General features: G+C 41.7%; 20 protein-coding genes. 17 read left to right on the top strand and 3 right to left on the bottom strand.

What is annotated here, in order from left to right:
• The first annotated feature begins 11 nt into the window (after nucleotides 1-11).
• The 3 genes from BXO88_RS08405 (at nucleotide 12) to BXO88_RS08415 (ending at nucleotide 1709) form a co-directional block, all read left to right on the top strand.
• Nucleotides 12-566 carry an NUDIX hydrolase gene (locus tag BXO88_RS08405; protein WP_078037297.1) on the top strand — a complete coding sequence of 185 codons (555 nt, stop codon included), beginning with the start codon at nucleotides 12-14 and terminating at the stop codon, nucleotides 564-566.
• A 96-nt stretch (nucleotides 567-662) separates the two neighbouring features.
• Nucleotides 663-1193: an adenine phosphoribosyltransferase gene (locus tag BXO88_RS08410; protein WP_078037298.1), complete on the top strand. Its 531-nt coding sequence runs from the start codon at nucleotides 663-665 to the stop codon at nucleotides 1191-1193.
• Nucleotides 1194-1205: 12 nt separating this feature from the next.
• The gene (locus BXO88_RS08415; protein WP_078037299.1) at nucleotides 1206-1709 is read left to right on the top strand and encodes a GreA/GreB family elongation factor; all 504 of its coding nucleotides are present in this window, start codon (nucleotides 1206-1208) and stop codon (nucleotides 1707-1709) included.
• A gap of 106 nt (nucleotides 1710-1815) precedes the next feature.
• Here the strand turns inward: BXO88_RS08415 and BXO88_RS08420 are convergent, their stop codons facing one another.
• The gene (locus BXO88_RS08420; protein ID WP_078037300.1) at nucleotides 1816-2280 is read right to left on the bottom strand and encodes a CBS domain-containing protein; all 465 of its coding nucleotides are present in this window, start codon (nucleotides 2278-2280) and stop codon (nucleotides 1816-1818) included.
• A 386-nt stretch (nucleotides 2281-2666) separates the two neighbouring features.
• Between BXO88_RS08420 and BXO88_RS08425 the strand changes: the two genes are divergently transcribed.
• The 9 genes from BXO88_RS08425 to BXO88_RS08465 all read left to right on the top strand — a co-directional run bounded on the left by BXO88_RS08425 (nucleotide 2667) and on the right by BXO88_RS08465 (nucleotide 16225).
• The gene (locus BXO88_RS08425) at nucleotides 2667-4919 is read left to right on the top strand and encodes a RelA/SpoT family protein (RefSeq protein ID WP_078037301.1); all 2253 of its coding nucleotides are present in this window, start codon (nucleotides 2667-2669) and stop codon (nucleotides 4917-4919) included.
• 93 nt (nucleotides 4920-5012) lie between these two features.
• On the top strand, nucleotides 5013-5693 hold the full coding sequence (locus tag BXO88_RS08430; protein WP_078037302.1) for an MBL fold metallo-hydrolase: 681 nt from the start codon (nucleotides 5013-5015) through the stop codon (nucleotides 5691-5693).
• A 127-nt stretch (nucleotides 5694-5820) separates the two neighbouring features.
• Nucleotides 5821-7626, top strand: coding sequence for a coproporphyrinogen III oxidase family protein (locus BXO88_RS08435; RefSeq protein ID WP_078037303.1), 1806 nt, complete (start codon nucleotides 5821-5823; stop codon nucleotides 7624-7626).
• Between the two features lie 188 nt (nucleotides 7627-7814).
• Nucleotides 7815-8231: a hypothetical protein gene (locus tag BXO88_RS08440; protein ID WP_078037304.1), complete on the top strand. Its 417-nt coding sequence runs from the start codon at nucleotides 7815-7817 to the stop codon at nucleotides 8229-8231.
• A gap of 259 nt (nucleotides 8232-8490) precedes the next feature.
• Nucleotides 8491-10365, top strand: coding sequence for an OPT family oligopeptide transporter (locus tag BXO88_RS08445; RefSeq protein WP_078037305.1), 1875 nt, complete (start codon nucleotides 8491-8493; stop codon nucleotides 10363-10365).
• The gene (locus tag BXO88_RS08450) at nucleotides 10362-10712 is read left to right on the top strand and encodes a PqqD family protein (RefSeq protein ID WP_078037306.1); all 351 of its coding nucleotides are present in this window, start codon (nucleotides 10362-10364) and stop codon (nucleotides 10710-10712) included. The genes BXO88_RS08445 and BXO88_RS08450 overlap by 4 nt, the downstream gene beginning before the upstream one ends.
• 191 nt (nucleotides 10713-10903) lie before the next feature.
• Nucleotides 10904-11095, top strand: a complete 192-nt coding sequence (locus BXO88_RS08455; protein WP_078037307.1) for a hypothetical protein — start codon at nucleotides 10904-10906, stop codon at nucleotides 11093-11095.
• A 188-nt stretch (nucleotides 11096-11283) separates the two neighbouring features.
• Nucleotides 11284-11787, top strand: coding sequence for a QueT transporter family protein (locus BXO88_RS08460; RefSeq protein WP_078037308.1), 504 nt, complete (start codon nucleotides 11284-11286; stop codon nucleotides 11785-11787).
• Nucleotides 11788-11977: 190 nt separating this feature from the next.
• Nucleotides 11978-16225: an EAL domain-containing protein gene (locus tag BXO88_RS08465; protein WP_168171656.1), complete on the top strand. Its 4248-nt coding sequence runs from the start codon at nucleotides 11978-11980 to the stop codon at nucleotides 16223-16225.
• Here the strand turns inward: BXO88_RS08465 and BXO88_RS08470 are convergent.
• A complete protein-coding gene (locus BXO88_RS08470; RefSeq protein ID WP_168171657.1) occupies nucleotides 16204-16758 on the bottom strand; it encodes a chromate transporter in 555 nt (184 codons plus the stop codon). The genes BXO88_RS08465 and BXO88_RS08470 overlap by 22 nt on opposite strands.
• A gap of 2 nt (nucleotides 16759-16760) precedes the next feature.
• Nucleotides 16761-17390 carry a chromate transporter gene (locus BXO88_RS08475; protein WP_242945184.1) on the bottom strand — a complete coding sequence of 210 codons (630 nt, stop codon included), beginning with the start codon at nucleotides 17388-17390 and terminating at the stop codon, nucleotides 16761-16763.
• A 333-nt stretch (nucleotides 17391-17723) separates the two neighbouring features.
• Here BXO88_RS08475 and BXO88_RS08480 point away from each other — a divergent pair, with 333 nt between their 5' ends.
• The 5 genes from BXO88_RS08480 (at nucleotide 17724) to BXO88_RS08500 (ending at nucleotide 24410) form a co-directional block, all read left to right on the top strand.
• Nucleotides 17724-19298: a MotA/TolQ/ExbB proton channel family protein gene (locus BXO88_RS08480; protein WP_078037310.1), complete on the top strand. Its 1575-nt coding sequence runs from the start codon at nucleotides 17724-17726 to the stop codon at nucleotides 19296-19298.
• A gap of 11 nt (nucleotides 19299-19309) precedes the next feature.
• Entirely contained in the window at nucleotides 19310-20323 is a 1014-nt protein-coding gene (locus BXO88_RS08485) for an OmpA family protein (RefSeq protein ID WP_078037311.1), read from the top strand.
• A gap of 198 nt (nucleotides 20324-20521) precedes the next feature.
• Nucleotides 20522-22126 (top strand): Na+/H+ antiporter NhaC family protein, encoded by a 1605-nt coding sequence (locus tag BXO88_RS08490; RefSeq protein WP_078037312.1) that lies wholly within the window; start codon nucleotides 20522-20524, stop codon nucleotides 22124-22126.
• Nucleotides 22127-22319: 193 nt separating this feature from the next.
• Nucleotides 22320-22979, top strand: a complete 660-nt coding sequence (locus BXO88_RS08495) for a hypothetical protein (RefSeq protein ID WP_139355549.1) — start codon at nucleotides 22320-22322, stop codon at nucleotides 22977-22979.
• A gap of 156 nt (nucleotides 22980-23135) precedes the next feature.
• On the top strand, nucleotides 23136-24410 hold the full coding sequence (locus BXO88_RS08500) for a sensor histidine kinase (protein ID WP_168171658.1): 1275 nt from the start codon (nucleotides 23136-23138) through the stop codon (nucleotides 24408-24410).
• Nucleotides 24411-24476 lie beyond the last annotated feature (66 nt).

The raw sequence follows: 24476 nt of genomic DNA on the forward strand, positions 1-24476 counted from the left end.
GGAGGTTGATTATGCTTAATCAGGATAATGCCGAAAAACCTGTAGAGCTTATAGAAAGAAAGCTTGCATATGAAGGCAAGGTCATCACTGTTTATGATGACTATGTGGATGTGGGAGGACACAAGACCCACTGGGATTTCATCCATCATGTTGGAGCGGCAGCAGTTCTTCCGGTATTACCGGACGGTCGTATACTTATGGTGAGACAGTACAGACATGCCCTTGGCCGCTATACCCTCGAGCTTCCTGCAGGAAAGAGAGATGCGGAGGATGAGCCGTTTGAGATCTGTGCAATGAGAGAGCTGGAGGAAGAGACCGGATATAAGACAGATCATCTGGAGTTTCTTCTTTATGTGAACACCACTATAGCGTTTCTTGATGAGAAGATCGGGATTTATGTTGCAGATCATCTGGAGAAGGGTAATGTTCACTGGGATGAGGATGAAGAGCTCGGTGTAGAGCCATGGAAGCTCGAAGATCTGAAACAGCTTATCTATGAAGGAAAAATGACCGATGGTAAAACTGTGGCAGCTATCATGACTTATGCTGCAAAATACAATAAATAAGATGTTTTGATGTGCCCGGCGTTAACTGTCGGACACATGACTTAGACATTAATAAAAAACAATGGGCAGATGTTCCCAAACAGAGAGGATAATAAAATGAAGAGAGAAAAATTAGAAGATTACGTATTGACCATTCCTGATTTCCCTGAGCCGGGTATCATGTTCAGAGATGTCACATCCATTCTTCAGGATCCTGACGGATTTAAGGATTCTATCGATGGGCTTCTCAGCGCTTTAAAGGATGTGGATTTCGATGTGGTAATGGGACTTGAGTCCAGAGGCTTTATCTTCGGAACTCCTGTCGCATACGCACTTGGAAAGAGCTTCGTACCTGTTCGTAAGAAGGGTAAGCTTCCGAGAGAGACGGTTTCTGCAAAGTACGATCTTGAGTATGGTCAGGCTGAGATCGAGATCCATAAGGATGCCATCAAGCCAGGTGACAAGGTGGTTATCATCGATGATCTCATCGCTACAGGCGGAACCCTTGAGGCCTGCTGCAAGCTTGTGGAGCAGCTGGGCGGAGAGGTTGCTGAAATTGCTGTAGTTATGGAGCTTGCAGGTCTCAACGGACGTAAGAAGCTTGAGGGCTACAATGTCAAGTCACTTATAACCTACGAAGGAAAATAATCGGGTAAGTAAATGGGACAGGAATTAACCAAGTCGGATGTAAGAAGAATTCAGGAAGAGATCGATCACAGAAAGCTGGTACTGAGACCTCAGATCACAAGAGAGATCGCAGAGGCTGCGGCTCAGGGAGATCGTTCCGAGAACTTCGAATACTATGCGGCTAAGAAGGCAAATCGTGAGAATAACGGTCGTATAAATTATCTTGAAAGAGTTCTCAAATTTGCACGTATCATAGATGATTCATCCAAGGATGATGAAGTTGGTCTCAACAATACAGTGACCCTCTATTTTGAGGAGGACGACGAGGAAGAGGTCTATCGAATTGTTACGTCTATACGCGGGCATAGTCTCGAGGGTCTCATATCCAATGAATCTCCTATCGGTCGTGCTGTTATGGGGCACAAGGTCGGTGACAGATGTGAGGTTACCACTGAGAACGGAGCAAGCTACTTTGTTGTCATCAGAAAGATAGAGAATACAGGCGAGTCAGAGGATGACTATATCAAGTCTTTCTGACGATCATTTATCCGTATGTAAAGCGGATAGTTATAAAGAGAAAACCGTCCGGGAAAAGTAATCAAAAGATGCCTTTCCCGGACGGTTTTTCTATGGAGAAGATTGATTACGCGAGTTCACGAAGATCTGAAATGATGTTGTCTCCTTCATCCTGATCCGCAGGAAGTGAAAGACTTGAGTGAGCGTATAAATAATTGATAAGCTCTTTTCTGCGTATGATTCCTATAAAATGCCCCATGTCATCAACAACAGGTACGAAATTCTGCCTTGAAGCCCGTTCCATGAGATCCTCCATGGTTGCATTGACATCCACAGGATTGTAATGATTCTTCATGGGAACTTCTGAAACTCTGACCTTTTCAAGCTGGTTTAAATTCATGTTAAGGTCGTTTTTGATCTCGTAAAGCAGATCCCCCTCAGTCATGGTTCCAAAATACTTCCCGTCCTTCGTGAGAATGGGAATGGTTGAATAGCGATGAAACTCCATTTTTTCGAGAGCCTGTCGCAGTGTATAGTCTTCCTCCAGATAAGCTACATCACACTTGGGTGTAAGGAAGAATAAAATATTCATTTATGATGCCTCCAAATCAAGACGCCGGTCCTTTAGATTCGCTTCGCGGGGACAGACGCATCGTGGAAAGTTTCTGTGAAAAAATCCACCGGGTTAAAAAATATTTTCGACCTTTGATATAATAGCATATTCTGCATAAAACATCCTATCAAATAACGAAATTGATTATTAAAATTTACTAAATCAAATTTGCTGAATAATTAAGATTATTTATTTGTAAATAGTAAGATTTATTCTGTGACGATTTTTAGCCGAAAATTATATGGTGGGATGGAAAAAGATGGGAGACATAGTTTTGACAATATTAAAAACGGATAGTAAAATTGAAGTTTGTATTGGAAATATCAGGTTACCGTACATAAACAGTAGCCATAGGGGAAAGTAATATGACAGAAGAAGTAATCTTGGAGAGACCAAAGGATAATACTCCGCCTGAACAATTATATCAGAGTCTGATAGATACCATATCATCGTATCATCCGTCAGATGATCTGAGTATGATCGAAAAGGCATACAGGGTAGCAAAGGAACAGCACAAGGATCAGAAGCGTAAGTCAGGTGAACCGTATATCATTCACCCTCTTTGTGTTGCCATAATCCTTGCCGATCTTCAGATGGATAAGGAGACTATAGTAGGTGGTCTTCTTCATGATGTAGTCGAAGATACAGGTATGACACTTTCTGAGGTGTCAGAGGAATTCAATCCGGATGTTGCTCTTCTGGTAGATGGTGTTACAAAGCTGACTCAGTTGAATCTGAATACCGACAAGGTTGAGATGCAGGCAGAGAACCTTCGTAAGATGTTTGTTTCCATGGCGAAGGATATACGTGTCATCATCATTAAGCTGGCAGACCGTCTTCATAACTTAAGAACACTGGAGTATCAGACACCTGAAAAGCAGAGGGAAAAAGCCAGGGAATCACTGGAGATCTATTCACCTCTTGCAGAGCGTCTCGGTATCAGTAAGATAAAGATCGAGATGGATGACCTTTCTCTTAAGTATCTTGAGCCGGATGTTTACTATGATCTTGCGGCTAAAGTCAACCTGAAGAAGGAAGCCAGAGAAGAGCGTATAAGAAACATTGTCAAAGAGGTTTCCTCGCATATAACTGAAGCAGGTATCGATGCGGATATAAACGGCCGCGTCAAGCACTTCTTCTCTATATATAAGAAGATGGTTAATCAAAACAAGACCATCGATCAGATCTATGATCTGTTTGCCATCAGAATCATAGTGGATACAGTAAGGGACTGCTATGCGTCTCTCGGCGTAATACACAAGATGTATACGCCTATTCCGGGACGTTTCAAGGATTATATCGCCATGCCGAAGCCCAATATGTATCAGTCACTTCATACCACTGTAATCGGCAGAGACGGTGTACCATTCGAGATCCAGATACGTACATTTGAGATGCACCGTACAGCTGAATTCGGTATCGCTGCCCACTGGAAATATAAGGAATCCGGCGGATCCAAGGAAAATGTCTCACAGAGCGAAGATGTAAAGATGAACTGGCTTCATGAGATCCTTGAGTGGCAGAAGGATGAGTCTGATTCCAAGGAATTCATGAACATGGTTAAGTCTGATCTTAACCTTTTTAATGAGAATGTTTACTGCTTTACTCCATCAGGTGATGTAAAGAATCTTCCTGCAGGATCCTGTCCTATCGACTTTGCATATGCCATCCATTCCGCTGTTGGAAACAAGATGGTAGGTGCCAAGGTAAATTCAAAGCTGGTTCCTGTGACATATAAGCTGCAGAACGGTGACCGTGTGGAGGTCATCACTTCTCAGAACTCACATGGCCCAAGCCGCGACTGGCTTAAGATATGTAAGTCTACACAGGCAAAGAACAAGATCAATCAGTGGTTCAAGCATGAGCAGAAGGACGAAAACATTGACCATGGAAAGGATCTTCTTTCAAGCTATGCGAAGTCCAGAGGATATAACTTAAGTGATCTTACCAAGCCAGAGTATATCGAGGGAGTTATCAGAAGATACAGCTATGTGGACTGGGAGTCTATACTTGCTTCTGTCGGAAGGGGCGGCATAAAGGAATCCCAGGTCATCGCGAAGCTCATAGAGCTGAAGCATAAGGCCGAGGAGACAACTGTTTCTGATGAGGATGTTCTCCAGAATCTTGAGGGCATGACCAAAAAGCCTGAGATCATCCGTAAGTCAAAGTCCGGAATAGTCGTTAAGGGTATACATGATCTTGCGGTGCGTTATGCAAAGTGCTGTTCACCTGTGCCGGGAGACGAGATAGTCGGGTTCGTGACAAGAGGACGTGGTATAACCATTCACAGAACTGATTGTATCAATATGATGAATCTTCCTGAGGATGAAAAGGCGAGACTTATCGAAGCCGAGTGGCAGTCTGACATCGCAGGAGAAACTTACTCTACAGAGCTTGAGATCTTTACAAATAACAGAGTCGGTCTTCTCGTTGACATCTCAAAGATGTTCACAGATTCCAACATCGACATCAAGGCTCTTACATCAAGAGTTGGAAAGAATGATAAGGCTACTATTACGATTTCCTTCGACATTCATAACAAGACCGAGCTTCAGACTCTGGTCAGCAAGATTCATAAGATCGCAGGAGTGATCGATATCGTAAGAGCTCAGGGATGATAGTAGTCATGGATTTTCAGTTGAATGTGATACTGAGATAGGATCACATTTTATCTGTAAATTCTATGGTTTAAAAAATTCAGCGGGGATAAAATGTTAAAAATATCAAAATATGCGACTGGAATGCTGGAGACCAATGTCTATTTCTGCTATGACAGTGATACGCGTGAATGCGTTATCATTGACCCGGCGGACAAAGCCGATCACATAATAAATATTGTTGAAAATGAGCTTTCAGTAAAACCTGTGGTTATTCTGCTTACCCATGCTCACTTTGATCATATAAAGGCGGCTGGAGAAGTAGCGAAGCATTTCGGGTTAAAGATTTATGTTAATGCTTTGGACGCTGACATGATGACTGATGCGGAAGCAAATCTCAGCCTGAGCTTTTCTTATGACAGGTTAGTTTACGAAAATGGAGATTTTGAGACCTTTAGGTCTGGTGATAGCCTTAGCTATCTTGGAAGGATATGGAAGGTTATAGGAACTCCGGGACATACGAAGGGCTCTACATGCTTCTATGTAGAAGACGGTCTTTCCTATATACCAAATGGTGGAAGTGAAGAGAAGATAGTACCTGTACTTTTTTCGGGTGATACTCTTTTTCAGGGTTCACATGGGCGTACGGATTTCCCGGGAGGCTCTCAGAGTGAGATAACATCAAGCATCAGAGAGAAGCTGCTGACACTACCTGAAGAGACTTCGGTGTTTCCGGGACATGGTCCGCAGACAAGTATAGGCATCGAAAAGAGGTACAATCCTCTGGCAATTTGAGTCGTAAACGGTTGCCGGGTTTTGGAATACAGATACAGTTTAGTCCATAAATCAATGAAGAATGCAATATTTTCTCTGGTTTATACGCATATATGCGTGTGAACCAGATTTTTTATAAGAGGTAAAAATGATTAGACTTATTTTAGATGAAGCTTCGGAAAGCTTTGAACAGGATATAAGAGAGCTGGTACAGGAATTCTATCCGGGAGAGGATTTCGAGATTCGTACCTCTCTGGGGGTTCATTTTACAAATACGACTCAGGAAGAGAAGAATGCTTTGAAGCAGGCAAAAGCTACCGGAGAAGTAACGGAGGTAAATAAGAAGTCCACAAAGAACAGGGCAAGGATGGCTCATGAGGTTACACCTGACGGAGCTTCTGAAGATAAGATCAGACTGACTCTTGAGATCTCCGCTTCTGAGATGCCGCTTACGGGCGTAAGGAAGGATGATAAATCTGTGATCAAAGCGGAGCTTTACGATACTCTTGTGGGAATGACTGGAAAGGAACTTCCATGGGGAGATCTTACAGGGATAAGACCTGTTTCTCTGGTGAGCCCTATGGTTGAGGCTGCCGCGGAGAAGAATGAGAAAAATCTTGATATCAAAGGTATCAAGGAGGCATTGACAAAGGAATACTGTATAAAGGGAGAGAAGCTTGATCTCATGACAGATATAGCTGTCAGGGAGCATCATATTCTCAACCGCATATTTGAGTCCACAGGAAAGACCTACAAGGAAGGCTGGAGCTTATACATAGGAATACCATTCTGTCCTACCAGATGTCTGTACTGCTCATTTTTGAGTAATACCATTGATATCTGGGAGAAACGTCTTTCCGATTATATGGATAATCTTCGAAGGGAGATCAGATTCACTGTGGCAGAGCTCTGCGGAAAGCAGAAAAAGCCTCTTCAGACCATATATATAGGTGGAGGCACGCCAACCTCACTTGATGAGAAGTGGCTTCAGGTACTTATGAATATGGTTCATGAGGAGTGCGGTGAGGCTAACATTCCATTGCTTGGTGGTAAAAAATGCAGTGGTATGAATGTAATCTCATCCCGTCATGACTGGATGAATACAGTTACGGGAATGCCTGGGATAGTCGAGTTCACAGTTGAGGCAGGAAGACCGGATTCCATTACCAGGGAAAAGCTAGAGATACTGAAGGCTTCGGGAGTAGACAGAATATCCGTTAATCCACAGACATTTAACCAGAAAACACTTGATCTTATAGGAAGAAAGCATAGTGTAGAGTCTGTTATAGACAAGTATCTTCTTGCAAGAGAAGTAGGGTTTGAAAATATTAATATGGATATAATCCTCGGTCTTCCGGGAGAAAAGCTTCCTGAGGTCACACATACTCTTTGTGAGATAGCGAAGTACAAGCCTGACAGTCTCACTGTTCACAGTCTGGCTATCAAAAGAGCAGCACGTCTTACGCTGGAAAGAGATTTCTGGGCAGGTGTTTACCGCGCCGGGGACGAAAATGAGATAGTCGCAGAGACGAAACTGCAGGAAGAAGCATTGGCAGAAGAGCTCAGAGGAGAGGGAACATCAGGATCCGGGAAGAAAGCTTCCTTCAAATACCCGGAGATAACACGTATGATGAAGGCTTCTGCTTATACTGCTGAAGTTCTTGGTCTTAAGCCATATTATCTCTATCGCCAGAAGAATATGGCGGGTAATCTGGAAAATGTGGGTTACTGTGAAGAAGGGAAGGAATGTCTGTACAATATTCTTATGATGGAAGAGAAGCATACGGTGGTGGGCTGCGGAGCCGGTACCAGCACCAAGGCAGTACTTCCTTCAAAGGATGGTGATCCTACGCATAAACGCGTTGAGAGATGCGATAACGGTAAGTCTATACCGGATTATCTCGATAATATTGAGAAGTTTATAGAGAGAAAGAGGCAACTTTTTTCACTTTGAAAAATATGCAGAAAAATTTGTTATCAAAAGTAATAAAAAAATGTGTATAGTGTGACAGTTTTGTGATTGAGTAAACAGTATGATGTTGTCATGAAAAATCAGTTCGGGCCTGAAATAGTAACTGTGTAATAGGAGTATATGACGATTTGATTCGTTAGCTTGTCTTGAAAAATACGGAGGGCATTGAGATGAAGATAGCGGAGACCAACATCATAGCAGCTTTTTTATGGCAGATGAAAATAGAACACAGGACACCGTTTGTGAATGTTAACACACTTATGGATTTTTCAAGGTATCTGGACAAGATTTCCAGAAGGAAGGGCTTTGAGTATGAGCTGACTGCTGACAGGGATGCACTGCTGGATGCAGGTGAGTTTACCGGAAGATACTTCCATATAATGAGGGTACATAATGCATCAGTCGGGACAGAGACTTTTATACAGCTTAATTATGATGCCGACGTTGAAAGACTTTATGAAAGCTATATAAGACCCTGCGATTTTGATCTCAGACGTTTACTTACTCAGGGAGCTGAGAATTATATCGATCAGATCGCAAAAATAGAAAAGTCTACTGACAAGATAGAGATGGGTATGTGCAGCTGATAGAATAGAGATATTTTACATAAATAAACATATAGAGGGGTATGTTTACAATTAGGGGAAAAGAGCGGTAAGTGTAAGAGCTTACTGCTCTTTTTTGTGTAAAAAAATTTAAATTGTTGTTGTGTAAAATCCACAATCAGGTGCATATATATGCGGATATTCATATCATACCGTATAAAATAATTAAAAACATTGCAAAGCTTGAAAAGTGCGGATATACTTTAACCCTGCAAAGTAATAAATAGGAGATATAAACAAAATGAATAACGAATTTAAGCCTTACATCCCTGCGGATAAGGTATTGCCTGAGATGACACCCACATCCATTGTCATGGGTCTCATTTTGGCAGTTATCTTCGGCGCAGCTAATGCATATCTGGGTCTTAGAGTTGGTATGACAGTATCTGCTTCTATTCCGGCAGCGGTTATTTCTATGGCCGTTATCGGCGTGATCATGAAAAAGGATTCTGTTATCGAGAGCAATATCGTTCAGACTGTAGGTTCTGCCGGCGAGTCTCTTGCTGCAGGTTCTATCTTCACCATGCCTGCACTTTTTATCTGGGCTAAGGAAGGAATTATGGATAAGCCTTCACTTATTGCCATCACAGTTATCGCTCTTTTCGGAGGACTTTTAGGAGTATTCTTCATGGTTCCGTTAAGAAGCGCACTTATCGTTCAGGAACATGGTTATCTTCCTTATCCTGAAGGAACAGCATGCGCAGAGGTTCTCCTTGCCGGTGAGGAAGGCGGATCTTCTGCCAAGTCTGTATTCATGGGAATGGGACTTGGTGCATTTGTAAAACTCATTGTTGACGGTTTTATGGCTGTACAGGGAGTTGTTGTACTTAAGATCGAAGCTCTTAAGACAGAGTTTGCCGCAGAGGTTTATCCTGCACTTATTTCAGTTGGTTACATCTGTGGACCACGTATCTCTGCATACATGTTTGCGGGCGGTGTGCTCGGATGGTTCGTACTTATTCCAGCTATCGTTACTTTCGGCGGAGATATAGTATTGTATCCTGCAAGTGTTTCAGTAGCAGAGCTTTATGCTACAGGCGGTGCTTCAGCTATCTGGTCAAACTACATAAAGTATATCGGTGCAGGTGCAGTTGCTTCTGCGGGTATAATCAGTCTTATAAAAACACTTCCTCTTATAGTAAGAACCTTTGTGGATTCTATCAAGAGCATCTCAAAGGCTGGACAGATCTCATATGAGCGTACAGCTCTTGACCTCGATATACGTTTTGTACTTGCGGGTATCGTGGCTATAATTATTGCAATTTGGTTAACTCCTGTAGTGCCGGTTACCTTCCTTGGTGCTATACTTATAGTAATCTTTGGATTCTTCTTCAGTGCCGTTTCATCACGTATGGTGGGCCTGGTAGGAAGTTCAAATAACCCTGTTTCAGGTATGACTATCGCAACTATACTTATCGCTACAATCTGCCTTAAGGTATCAGGTGATGTAGGTGTACACGGTATGCAGGGAGCCATAGCAATCGGTTCAGTTATCTGTATCGCTGCATGTATGGCAGGTGATACTTCTCAGGATCTGAAGACAGGATATATCCTCGGTGCAACTCCTAAGAAGCAGCAGATAGGAGAGATACTCGGTGTTGTTGCTTCAGCTCTTGCAATCGGAGGAGTTATGATCCTTCTTGATTATGCATATAAATTTGGCTCGGATAAGCTTGCCGCTCCACAGGCTACTATGATGAAGATGATCATCGAGGGTGTTATGAACGGAAACCTTCCATGGGCACTTATTTTCATCGGTGCATTCATTTCCATCTCTGTTGAGATCCTTGGAGTAGCCGCACTTCCTGTATCTATCGGACTTTATCTTCCTCTTGAGCTTTCATCAACTATCATGCTTGGTGGTCTTATCAAGCTGTTTGCTGACAAGAAGTTCGGAAGTGAGAACGGTGAGTCAGGAAAGGGTATCCTTTTCTGCTCAGGTCTCATCGCAGGAGAGGGTATAGTAGGAGTACTTCTTGCAGTACTTACTGTAGTAGGTCTGACAGACAAGATGGACCTCAGTGCGATCATTCCTACAGGAAACATTCAGGCACTTATCCTTATTGTTCTTGTTTCTGCAGCTGTACTTAAGTCTGCTATCAGAAAGAAAAAATGAGTGATAAAGTAAATTTCTTAGATTACATATTTGAGATAAGCAGTGACCTCAGCTGGACGTGTACTACGTCCGGTGAGGTCATTGTTGAAATGGAGAATAAGGGAATAACCAACAGGATAGCCCAGAAGTTTTTCAAAAAGCCTGCAGTATCGCATATTCATATTCAGGATATGGGCAGTTTTATTTTCAGATGCATTGATGGTAAAAGAAGTGTATTTGAGATCGGTGCCTTGCTTAAAGATGAGTATGGTGATGCGGCAGAGCCGCTTTATGAAAGACTCAGTTTATATATGAAGCAGTTACAGAATACCGGATTCATAAAGCAGATCGGTATCAAAAGTGAATAAGAAAAACTATCATTAATTCCATTGAACCAAAATTAAAAAACTGTGCATATAGTACAAACATGAATTAAAAAATAATAAAGTGTTGAAAAGGTACTTCCAATTTTGGAAAAATGCCTTATACTATGTCAAACGGTTAATTAAAACCTTGTTCTTTTATTAATTTATATTGATTTAGAAAGGCTTTAAAAACGATGAACACACAGTCAGTAAATGCGGAAATGGTCAGAAACAACAATCTCGTATGTGTTACAGATTGTGATACAGGAGACAAGAGAAAGTTCCTTGTTAAGGGATTCAACAATCCATTCTACGGACATGAGATCGGAAATCGTGTTAGAGTTGGAGTAAGCAATTACCTTATCGATGGAATCATCGCTCAGTGATCAGGAAATAATATGAAATTTGTATCCCTCGGACATGAAGTCCGGGGGATTTTGACACTTATATCATGATATAAGAGCTTGAATTATATTTTTTCAGGTGGTATCTTATAGAACGTTGCTTAAAAAGCGATGGCTAAACATGAGTTCGTGACCTTCCTCATGAAAAATAAAACTAAAGGAGAATTTATATGAAGAATAAAGGAGTGCTTTTCATAGCACAGGCCGGTATCATAGCGGCCTTATATGTAACGCTTACATATGTTTTTGCAGCTATCTCTTTCGGAGAGGTGCAGCTTCGTATCGCTGAGGCACTTACCATATTGCCAATGTTTACACCGGCTGCCATACCGGGACTTTTTGTCGGATGTATAATCGGTAATGCCATGGGTGGGGCCGTACTTCCTGACATTATCTGCGGCAGTCTCGCGACTCTTGCAGGCGCCTACGGTACATGGATGCTCAGAAGCAAGTCTCCGATGATAGCATGTCTTCCGCCAATTATCGCCAATATGATAGTGGTACCTTTCGTGCTTCGCTATGCATATGCTGTAAGTCTTCCTATCTGGTTCATGGCTCTGACAGTCGGTGCAGGAGAAGTCCTCGGCTGCGGAATTCTCGGCTGTGTTCTGTATTTCGCTGTAAATAAGAACAGGGTAGCTATCTTTAAGCCTGATATGAGTGAGAATAACTGAATATAAAATAAAGCTGTCCTCATGGGATGAAGCTTAAAGACCTCCAAAAGTCAGATCTAAAAACCGGCTTTTGGAGGTCTTTTTTGTCTGTTCCATAAGTAATGAAGGATATGATTTCTTCTATTATTTATTATGCTTTATGTCGATAAGTACTTTAGAAGACATGGATCAGTCTAAGGAAATATACGATATGAATAAAAAGGATTTAAATTCAGTATTGATAAAAAATGAGCATATATTAAAGGGTCTTGAGATCATGCCCGGCGGATTTATGGTATATAAGGGATTCGGAAAGGGCGAGATCATTTATGTCAACAAAGCGCTTATCATGATGTATGACTGTGAGACCGAAGAGGATTTCATGAAACTTACCGGGGGAACCTATACAGGTATGATATATGAGGAGGATCTCCCGGAGGTTCAGGAAGGAATCAGAAGACAGTTCGAAAGAAATGACGATCGCTTTGAAAGACTTAATTATCGTATCAAGACTAAAAGCGGAAATATAAAATATGTGGAGGACTTCGGAAGATATAGTGAAGATACTGTAGAAGGCCAGATTTGTTATGCATTCATTTCAGATCTGGAGCAGGTGCCGGATGTACTTACAGGACTGCCGAACAGAAATGTTTTTTTGAACAGGGCAGAAAAATATGCAAAGGCATGTCTCGAAAGTCATAAAAATGTATTTATGATCTCATTCAATCTGAGCGGGATAAAGGGGTTTAATGCCAGGAACGGTATAAGGGAGGGAGACAGATTCCTGTGTATTTTCGCTGATATATTGAGGAAATATTTCCCTGATGAAAACTGTTCAAGATTTGGTGAGGATAAGTTTTTTGCATTCAGTGACGATGAGGAGCTAAAGGAAAAATTAGAGGATCTAATTCAGGATCTCGAGGGTGCAAACGGAGGAAAGACTCTTCCTGTAAAAATAGGTTACTGTAAGATGGAAGAGGGCATGACAGTTCATCTTGCCTGCGACTATGCAAGGATGGCATGCGAAGCCCAAAAGTCACACTATGGATCACGGTGTGGAAGTTTCAATGAAAGTATGGCTCAGCGTTACGTAAAGGCTGATTATATACTTAGTCACTTTGATCAGGCTCTCGATGAGGGATGGATACATATATATCTTCAGCCGGTAGTACGTACGCTGACCGAGAATGTTTGCGGGTATGAGGCATTGGCAAGATGGATAGACCCGGTTTACGGATTCATATCTCCAGGTGATTTTGTCCCTATTCTGGAAGAGAACGGATTGTCATATAAGCTTGATACATTTGTGGTTAAGAGAGTAGCTGAGCTCCAGGCCAGAAAACAGAAACAGGGAAATCCTGTAGTGCCTGTTTCTGTCAATATCTCGCGCTCGGACTTCGACAGCTGCAGTCCGGTTGATGTCATAGTCGGTGCTCTGGATGAGTATGATCTCAGGAGAAGCTGTATATGTGTAGAGATAACCGAGAGTGCTCTCATGAACAATGAAGAGGTGATCAAAAAGGAGATAAACAGGTTCAATGAGGCAGGAATCGAAGTCTGGATGGATGATTTCGGCTCCGGATTTTCATCACTTAATCTCCTTAAGGATTATCATTTTGATGAAATAAAGATAGATATGCTGTTCCTGAGAGATTTCAGCGAGAAATCAAAGATCATCATGACCATGGCGGTCAGAATGGCAAAGGAACTCAATATACATACGCTTGCAGAGGGAGTGGAGAATGAGGAACAGATACGGTTTCTGAAGAGTATAGGATGTGAAAAGATACAGGGATACTACTATTCAAAGCCCTTGCCGGTAAAAGAAGTTGATAAGCATTTATCTGAAAAGGGACTTTCATTTGAGACCAGAGAGGAGAGATCTGTTTATGAAAAGACAGGTCTGATTGATGTTGTCACTCAGCAGGCACTGGGACTTCTGTTCTTTGACGGAGCGAGCTTCAAAGTTATGTACTGCAACAAAGAATGTCATGAAACCGCAGTTCTCATGAATGAGGGCAAGGAAGTTGACATCGAAAGAGTCATGAACTCAAAGGGTTCGATAGTTAATAAGAGACTAATCGACCTTTCTTTGAAAGCCCAAAACAGTCAGCATGATGAAAATATGACTATCATTGCCAATGGAAGGTATTTCAGATTCACCTTCAGAAAGGTGGCAGAGAGTAGACAGGGGTCTATGATCCTTTGCATAATAGACGGAAAACAGTATGAGGAGCAGGAACTGCAGGAAAAGTATGACAGTATCATGCGAAATGTTGTTTCTATCTACGACTGTATCTATGTTCTGGACTTTATCAATGATACAAGAACTGTAATTTACAGCAACCTTCCATATGAGAAGGTGGGCTCGGTGATAAACGGACTACATGAGTTCTATCAGGATTATTCACCGCGTTTCATCCACCCTGATGATGTGAACCGATGGTATGATTTCATTAGAGCAGATAACTATAGAAAGAAGATACTGGAACAGGCTGATGCAAGATTTTTTGATGCCTTCAGAGTAAAGCATCCGGATGGAAGCTATAAGTGGACGGAGTTCCAGATAGTTCTGATTTCCGATGTTGATAACAGAAAAGCACTGATATGCGAAAAGCCTTTTGAAATCGAAAAGATAAGCGGTATTTTTAAGGATAAGGTAAAGAAGTCAAGACCGGGAGAAGAGGGATATAATATAAACGATGATCTGATTACGGCTATAAGACATCATTCTGACATCAGATTCTTCTGGAAAGACAGAAACAGAAGATTTCTGGGAGTTACAGATGCATTCCTGAGATATTATGGCTTCAAATCACAGGATGCGGTTCTCGGAAAAACTGATGAGGATGTAGGCTGGCATATAGATGATACTCCTTTCAAGTCGGATGAGGAACGAGTTCTCGAGGAAGGTGAGATCATCAGAAAGAATGTGGGACAGAACGTGGTGGATGGAGTGACCCATTATATCGCTGCCACAAAATTCCCTGTATATAATAACGGTGAGATCATAGGTCTCATGGGATACATGATAGATATAGAGCAGGATATAGAATCAAAGGATGATCTGAAGAGAGAAAGTCTCATAGATCCTGTGACAGGATTCATGAACGCCTATGGACAGATACTCACGCTTACACAGCTGGACGACAATCTCAGAACAAACGGTGAAGCATTTGCATACATAGTACTTGAGGTGCCTGAATTTGAAGATATAAGTGTGGATTACGGCCGTGAGATAGCTGAAAAGCTGGTAAAGACCGTATCGGAATTACTGGTATCATGTTTTGGACATGTCGCCTCCATATTCCGTATGTATGGATGTCATTTCGGAATTGCAAAACGAAATATGAGTTCAGAGGAGATAAGAGAAACTGCCGAGACATGGCAGAAGGGACTTAGATCCATAAGAGAAATCGATGGCAGACAGGTGAGGATACATGGAGAGTTTGCATATGCACAGGGAACAGAAAAGGAAACTATGCAGGAGATAGTCGAGCTGGCGAGCAGAAGACTGAACGAAAAGCTTTCCGGAACTGATGAAAGAAGCGATGAAAAAACAGAGCTGATAAAGGGGTATCTCAACAGGATGCCTCTTCCATATCTGGTCACAAAGCTAATCATGGATGAGGAAGGAAAGACTCCTGTTGATCTGGAATTACTTTATGCGAATAAAAGATTCTGTGAGATAACAGAAAAGAGTCCGTCCCTGATCATTGGAAAGAGGTATACGGAAGTATTTCACAGTACAAAGAATCAAAAGTGGCTGGATATAGGCTACAGGGCAGCTTCGGGTGAATATATCTATTCCAGAACCTACAGTTATTCCATGAAGCACTGGGTGAATTTCATTGCGGCACCGTCAACCGAGGCAGGAACATTTTCGACTGTGTTCATCAAGATGTTCGATGCGGATAAGCAGTCAGAGGAACCGATGGCTGAACATATCGTAAATGAGATAGGCTCCAAGGATAAGATGATGAGAAGTGATAAGCGGGATGGAAGCATTCGCACACTTATCATGAATCTGAAGAAAAGCATCAAGGCAGACAGAATATTTATCATGGAGCTCATGGGAGATAACAAGATAAGCAACACCTTTGAGTGGTGTGCCGACGGAGTGGAGTCTGTCATGGATCAGTGGCAGAATCTGGATCTCGGAACTTATGTAACGAGAAATGAAGAGTTTCTTCCCGGAACCAGCAGAGTGGTTAAGAATGTAGAAAACTGTAAATATATAAATCCGAAGAGGGCAGATCTTATGTCGGATCAGGGTATCAGGAGTTATATCGAGATACCGTTCTACAACAACGGAAAGCTCTTCGGATTCATAGGTGTTGACAATTATAAGGTTGAAGATGAAGAAAATGTTAAGCTGCTTCTGGAGCATGCATCATATTTCCTTGAGTTCAATGAGGAAATAAGACGGGTTGAAGCTCAGAAGCCTAAAACACCATAAATAAGTAAGCCTGTGATGGCACTGATGATGATAACAGTGGGTATCCCCAGCTTTGCTATACGAAGCAGGAGGATATCCACTATACTTATGGCTATAGATATAACTGAGATACCTGAATCAGTCACATAGTTTGAGGCGGAGAGAGTGAATATAACTCCGATCACCATGGCTATACATGCCGGACGTACTCCCACCAGTATCTTCTGCATGATGTTGGATTTTTTGAATTTCTCAAAGAAAACAGCGCCTATAAGACAGAGCGAAAGAGAAGGAGTCAATGCTCCGAGATTTGCTGCAACTGCTCCGATAAATCCGGCTGCCTTGAGTCCTGCGAAGGTTGCGCAGTTAAGGCCAAGGGGACCCGGAGTCATCTCGGCTATGGCAACGATATCTGATATTTCAGAAGCTTTCATCCATCCATGACCAAGCATCTCACTGGTAATAAGAGGAATCATGGAGAGTCCTCCGAAACTGGTAAAGCCGATTTTTAAAAAGCTCCAGTAAAGCTGTAATACAGTTATAAAAGAAGACATGATCACATACCGCCCTTTCTCTCATAAAATTCACTGATGACAAGTCCGCATATGGCTCCGAGTATGACCAGATAAACGCAGTTCACATCAAACAGCAGATAGAGAACTACGCAGATTACTGTTACGAGATAGCATGCCTTGAATTTAAATGCTCCTTTTATCATATTGAAAGCAGCCATAATGATAATTGGTACAACAGCACATCTGATTCCGTTCATGGCTGATGCCACCCAGAAATTGTTTCTGAAAGCAGTATAGCAGCCTGCAACTATCAGAAGTACGAGAAATGGCGGAAGCACCATGGCAAAGAGACATACTATAGAACCGGGAACACCATGCCTGGAATATCCGAACAGTATGGCTATATTTCCTATCATGGTGCCGGGAAGACTTCTACCTACACTGGTCAGATCCAGAAGCTCCTGCGAACTGATCTCTTTACGCTCCTCCACGTATATCTTTTGCATCTGTGCAACGATACTCCATCCGCCACCGAAGGTGAAGAGACCGAATTTAAAGAAATCAAGAAAAAGTGATCTGAGAGATGACCTGGAAATTACTTCATGCTGAGCGGATGTTTCCGGAGTCATTTCTTCTTTTGTTGTATCTATGTTATCAGAATCTTTTTTCATAATCTTCTCCGTTTCACTGCCTGATCTGTATGAACAGAAGGTGCGTAAAATCATCGCACTATAAAGTCATACGATGAGGCTTTTTTGTGGCTGCTTTTATGCAACACCTCAATATTATACTCATTATATATAAATGTGAAATGACATTTTTGTCACGGAATTATAATTAGTACTGATAATTTTGTCTGTTGAATATATTTGTTAAAAAAATAGACCATATCTAATCTTAAAATTAATATTTATTTCAGTAAAAATTGATATAATTATTATAATCGTCCTCTTTCTAAAGCATGGAGGAGCGATATATCAATTTCCGTATTCGGAGGAAGAGTTATGCAGAATAAGAAGTGGTATGAGTGGCTCCTGGCGTTAGTCTTTATCGCCATGGTGGGACTGTGTGTTTATCTCAATGTTTTTTCCGGGCAGGGAGAGGGTGTTTCAAATATCGCAGTCAATGGGGCAATGTTTGTTATTGTGGCCATCATTTTGATAAGCTGTGACCGTAACAGCTTTGGACCGGTAAATGAGATCATAGCGGATTTTACCAGAGTAACAGCCAAGATACGTGATGATGCCATGAACAGCCATGCTTTTCTGTATGACCGGTATAAGGAAAATCAGGAGATGCTTTTTGAAGATGGACATCTTCTGGAGGTCTACAAGGACTACCAGTATGAGCTGGAACGAATAAACGAAATGAAGGAGCACAGCTATAAGTGCGATGTACAGGATTATTTCAATGATGACATCATTGATAAGGTCATGCACAGAAATCAGCTGAATCAGGTTCCGGGAGTTATGACGGGTCTTGGTATACTTGGAACCTTCATAGGACTTTCCATAGGACTTCAGGGCTTCAATACAGGTTCAACAGAGGCTATTACCAACAGTATCACGCCTCTTATGAATGGTATAAAGGTTGCATTCCATACCTCTATATATGGAATGGTGTTCTCTCTGACCTTCAACTACGTTTATAAGCGTAAGCTTGATGAGGCGGAGAATGCTGTCCGGGCGTTTGCATTGGCATACAAAAAGTATGTATTGCCAGATAGTGAGTTCGACAGTGTCAACAGGCTTATAGAGCTTCAGGAAAAGCAGCTTGATACTATAGATAAGATGGGAGACAAACTGAGCCGTAATATCGCTGATATCCTGAATCCTCAGTTTGAAAGACTGCACAGAACCATTACTGAATTTGCCAATATAGCTACAGAGAATCAGATGGATTCACTTAAGGCGGTTGTGAATGCATTTTTAGTTGAGATGAACAAGGCTCTCGAAGGAGCTTTTGCAAATCTTAATGAAACGATAAACGAGTGCTATAACCTTCAGAATAAAAACGCAGATCTCATGAGACAGGTGCTGGATGAAACCGGAAGCTCAAGAGAAATTGCCCATCAGATAAACGAAGAGGCAAAGCTTCTCGGTGAGCAGCTGGCTGCCTTTGCCGGAAGTGTATCTGAGACGCAGCAGGAAATAAAGCGCAGTATGAATGATCTCTGGGTTTCAAACGGAACCAACCAGAAGCTTATAGCCGATGACCGTCAGTATCTTAGGGATCTGGAAAATTACAGAAATATGCTCAATCAGTCTGTACAGGTATTCCAGAACGAGCTGAAGTCACAGAAGGAGCTTCTCGACGCCATACGGCTTTCTGTAAATCAGCTTCCAAAGAATATAGATAATACATTCAAGGTAATCGACAGTAATCTGGTGAATGTTGAGTCACATCTGGTTCAGCAGGTAGCGGAGATCAAAAAAGCCAACGAACAGCTACCGAAGCTTATCAATAACAGCTACAGGGATATGCAGGATGCAGTGGAGCGGGCTTCTTCGGCTATCAACAATCTTTCACTTGCCATGGAGGATGCCAGAAGAAACACCAACATATCTAGAAGAGTATAAGGACGTTTGACATGTTTGATTTGAAGAAGAAAAATGTACGTCCTCGCAAGCAGGATGGGGAAACAACATATTGGCTTTCATATTCTGATATGATGGCAGGTCTTCTGCTTTGCTTTGTACTGATCATTGCGCTGACGACTCTGCATTCACAGATGAAATTCGATCAGAAGGAACTGGAACTCAATGGAAAGGAACAGGAGCTCGTGGTGCAGGCGTCTGAACTTGATGAGCAGAAAAAGGTGGTGGCAACTCAGAAGGAGGAGCTGGAAGATCAGAAGGCAGAGCTTGCAGCCCAGAGGGAGCTTCTGCTCACTCAGGAGGATAAGCTTAATTCACAGGAGGCTACCCTTAATGAGCAGTCTCAGCTGCTTGCAGAGTTTGAAGAGATCATGAAGACACAGCAGGCAAAGCTGGACAGAATAATCGGTATAAGATCAGAGCTGATAGAAGAGCTTAAGGAGGAATTCTCCGGTTCCAATCTGAACATATCCGTGAATGAAAAGACGGGTGCCATAACCATGGATTCCAGCATACTTTTTGAGTACAACAAGGATGAGCTGAAGGATACGGGAAAGACATTTCTCGCAGAGTTCCTTCCGAGATATGCCAACATACTTCTCAGCGACAAGTATAAAGATTATGTTTCTTCCGTATCTATAGAAGGACATACCGATACTCAGGGTAATTATCTCTTCAATCTGGATCTGTCCCAGAAGAGAGCATATTCTGTTGCGGAGTATTGTCTCGGAGATGATTCTGCGGTGCTTAAGGGAAATCAGCTGACAGCCATGAGGGATCTCGTTTCAACAAACGGAAAATCTTATACAGACCCTGTTTTAAATGAAGACGGAACCGAGAATATGGAGGCTTCAAGACGAGTTGAGTTCCTTTTCAATCTGAAGGATGAGGATATGATCAGAGAGATGATAGAGATACTTAACGAGCAGGAAAATGCTGATAAAACAAAGGCTGAGGATAAGGCTGAAATAACAGAGTCAGGTCCTGTTGCGGGAGCTGTGGGATAAGTATACGGATATCATAGTATGATGATGGGAAATATGTACTTAATGAAAACTCCGTGTATATTACGCTTGAATGAATAGATGCAGAAGAGTATTATTAACGTGTTTGTGTCTTGAATCCTCTATAAATGTGATGAACAGAAATATAGCGTTACGGATTCAAACCGACTTAAACATACATATAACACAAAGGGGATTAAAATGGATAAAAAAAGCAATCGCTTTCTGACCTTTGGTGCGCTAAGCATCGTAGTGGCTTTCCTGGTCATCGCAAAGTTTGTGACCACCCAGGAGACAGTGCAGCAATCATTCTGGGCACTTATGCCACCTCTTATAGCTATAGGTCTTGCACTTATAACCAAGGAAGTGTACAGTGCATTGTTTATGGGTATACTTACAGGTGCTCTTCTTTATTCAGGATATGATTTCGAGGGCACTATCAATCATATCTTCAGTGATGGAATCATAGCTGTACTTTCAGACAGCTACAATGTCGGCATCCTGTGCTTCCTTGTTATACTTGGTGCCATGGTTCAGCTTATGAACAGAAGTGGTGGTTCCGCAGCATTCGGAAAATGGGCCTCCAGCCATATAAAGACAAGAGCGGGCGCACAGCTCGCCACCATAGCATTTGGCTGTCTCATTTTTATTGACGATTATTTTAACTGTCTTACTGTTGGATCCGTTATGCGTCCTGTTACGGATAAGCACAAAGTAAGCCGTGCAAAGCTTGCATATCTTATCGATGCGACTGCGGCTCCCATATGTATCATAGCACCTATTTCATCATGGGCAGCGGCTGTATCCGGATTTGTAGAGGGAGAGAATGGTATGAAGCTGTTCCTTCAGACCATACCATACAATTTCTATGCGATCCTCACTATCGCAATGATGATTTTTCTTGTTATCTTCAGGGTTGATTACGGTCCGATGCGTACACACGAGATCAATGCCATTGAGAACAATGATCTTTTCACAACAAATAAGAGACCTTTCGAAAATGAAGAAACGGTAAATGAAAGAAAAGACGGACACATCCTCAATATGCTGGTGCCTATTATCTCACTTATCGTCTGCTGTGTTATCGGTATGATCTATTCCGGCGGATTTTTTAACGGAGAGAACTTTATCGATGCCTTCGCAGGCTCTGATGCATCAGTCGGTCTGGTACTCGGTTCCTTCGGAGCACTTGTGATCACCATAGTTTTCTACATGGTGAGAAATGTACTGCCTTTCAATGCATGTATGGATTGCCTTCCGGATGGATTCAAACAGATGATCTCACCTATACTCATCCTTACTTTTGCATGGTCACTTAAGGCTATGACAGACAGTCTGGGAGCAAAGGAATTCGTTGCGGGAGTGGTTCAGGGGTCAGCTGCTGATTTTGTTGGATTCCTTCCATTCATTATTTTCCTTATCGCAATAGGACTCAGTTTTGCATCAGGTACTTCATGGGGAACCTTCGGTATACTCATTCCTATAGTTGTTGCATGTTTTGAACACACAGATCATACTATGATGATCATTGCCATGTCTGCTTGTATGGCCGGTGCAGTTTGCGGTGACCACTGCTCACCTATTTCTGATACGACCATCATGTCCAGTGCCGGAGCGCAGTGTGTACATCTTAACCATGTATCGACCCAGCTTCCATATGCTCTTACAGCAGCTGCTGTGTCAGCTGTCACATATCTTGTGGCAGGACTCACAAAGAATGTATATATCTCTTTGATCATAGGTTTTTCACTTATGCTGCTTACACTTTATGCTTTGCAGAGAATGACCGGAAAAGAAAAAGAGTGATAAATACGATCCTTTTCGGATTTCTTAATTTATATTTCAAATATTCAGGATGCAGGCTTCAGTAACAGGAGCCTGCATCTTTTTTAGTGGTCTACATCATAAAAATTTAAAATATCTGTGACTGTTTTGTGATACATCACGAAGTATCATATGTGCTACAAGGAAGTGTTTTATCTTTAGCATGGTGGTTTTTATGGATTCTATCGTAAAAAACAGAGAATTGAATATGGTTATTCCAAACAGAACAGTTCTCATGAATGCTGAGAAGTTTAAGGAAGATGGACTTGAACTTAATACTGTTTTTGTTCCGCCTGTAAATCATTCCATGATCCCCCGGGATTTCAGGTTCAATGAATACCTGAAGGAGGCTACCAGAGGGGAGATATCGCAGGAAAAGCATGAGAAGTTTCTGATTGTGGTACATGAACCCTATGACAGGGCGAGTAATGTTAATAATGGTTTCTGGTGGGGAAATGATACGAGTGAAAGACCTGAGAATCTCATCGAAACCTACTCAAAGAGGTTTACAGAATGTTTCGGTGAAAAGGGCAGAAATCTTGTGACAGCACCTTCAGCAATTAGAGAGATACTTGAAAATATATATGTCAACGGAAAAAAATATGCAGAATACTATGGGATCAGTCGTGTAAACAAGATGAATTTTCTAGAAGTTGTGTGTGAAGTAATAGAGAATATGAGTCGAGGTGAGATAGCGAGAAGCTTTTCACCGAAGTCCAAGGAACATATTATAGTAACATATCATCCCATGGGAAAAAACTATGTCAATGTTTATTTCCCGGTGAATGCATTTGCCGATATCGGAATGAGAAAGATCCCACCTGATAGGTATTAGAGAATAGAGGGAAAGCCGTTCGAGCAAATGATTTCGACAGACGAAGTCATTTGTCCGAACGGTTTTTCTTTTTGCAAAGAAATTATAAAAGTTATTAATTTTTATGGTATATTAATATGTAAGAAAAGAGTAAAGATCGTAAAGAAGGGACCCAATATGTTATTAGTAAAAATGGGCTCTGAATTTTATGCAGCACTGGTGGTACTCGTGCTGTTTTCAGGCATAGTCACAACATTTGAAAGAAATATAAAAAATAACTGTCTTATGGTTATTTTGATAGCAGATTTTCTAATGCTTATTTTGGATGCCCTCACATGGCTTTTGGAATATAACGGCATGGTAGGTGTGCTATATACCATTCTGACTATCAGTTCGGTCTCTCTGCTTTACATCATAATTACATCCTTTAATTATTATATTTACTATTATTTTTGTGAGAAGACCCATATTTCGGTATGGGTTGGCCATTTTGGGTTGCCTGTATGTATAACCGGCATATTCATGTGGGTAACTTCACCGGTTCATGAAATGGTCTTTTATATAAGAGACGGAGTATATATACATGGTCCTTTATATGCTTTTTCACAGCTTTTAGGTGCCAGTGTCATCTTTTTTGATTTTATGCTTACCTTCAAGTATCGTAGAAAGCTGGAGGTCCTTGACTTTGTAGCGATCATATCCTACATGGTCCTTCCGCTGATTGCATTGATCATAACCATGAATATGCCTCAGGTGGGATCGCTGCTTATATATCTTTCCGTAACACTAAGCATACTTATGGTCTATACATTTATCCATGTTCAGCAGAGTATGGAGCTCAAGAAGAAGGAAAATGCACTTACCCAGGAGAGACTCAATATCATGATGAGTCAGATCCAGCCGCATTTCCTGTATAATTCGCTCAATGCTATTTATTATCTCTGCACCAAGGATCCTGAAAAGGCTCAGGAAGCAATAGGAGAGTTCTCGGATTATCTGAGAGGTAATCTTGACTCTCTGCGCACCAAGGAGCCTGTACCCTTTGAAAAGGAGCTTGATCACATTAAAAACTATCTCGCTCTTGAAAAGATGAGGTTTGATGATGATCTAATGGTTGTATATGACATTCAGGCCAAGAATTTCAAGCTTCCTGCATTATCCGTACAGCCTATAGTTGAAAATGCAGTAAAGTATGGAGTAGGCAAGTCTCCTGACGGAGGAACTGTTACCATTTCCAGCAGGGAATATGATGACAGATATGAGATCATAGTGGATGATGACGGTGTAGGAGGATATACGGAGACAAAGAGAGAGTATGACGGACGTTCACATATCGGTATCCAGAATGTAAGAGACAGGATAAAGATGCAGTGCCGTGGAACCTTAAAGATAGACAGTGAAATAGGCAGAGGCACAACAGTAGTTATCAGTATTCCAAAAATGACAGAGTGAAATAATCAGACATCTGTTATTTGTTACGTTTTTCCGACGAAATTAGTATATATAGTTTTATTTTGA

The organism is Oribacterium sp. C9 (genome assembly GCF_002007235.1).
Lineage (GTDB): Bacteria > Bacillota > Clostridia > Lachnospirales > Lachnospiraceae > Oribacterium.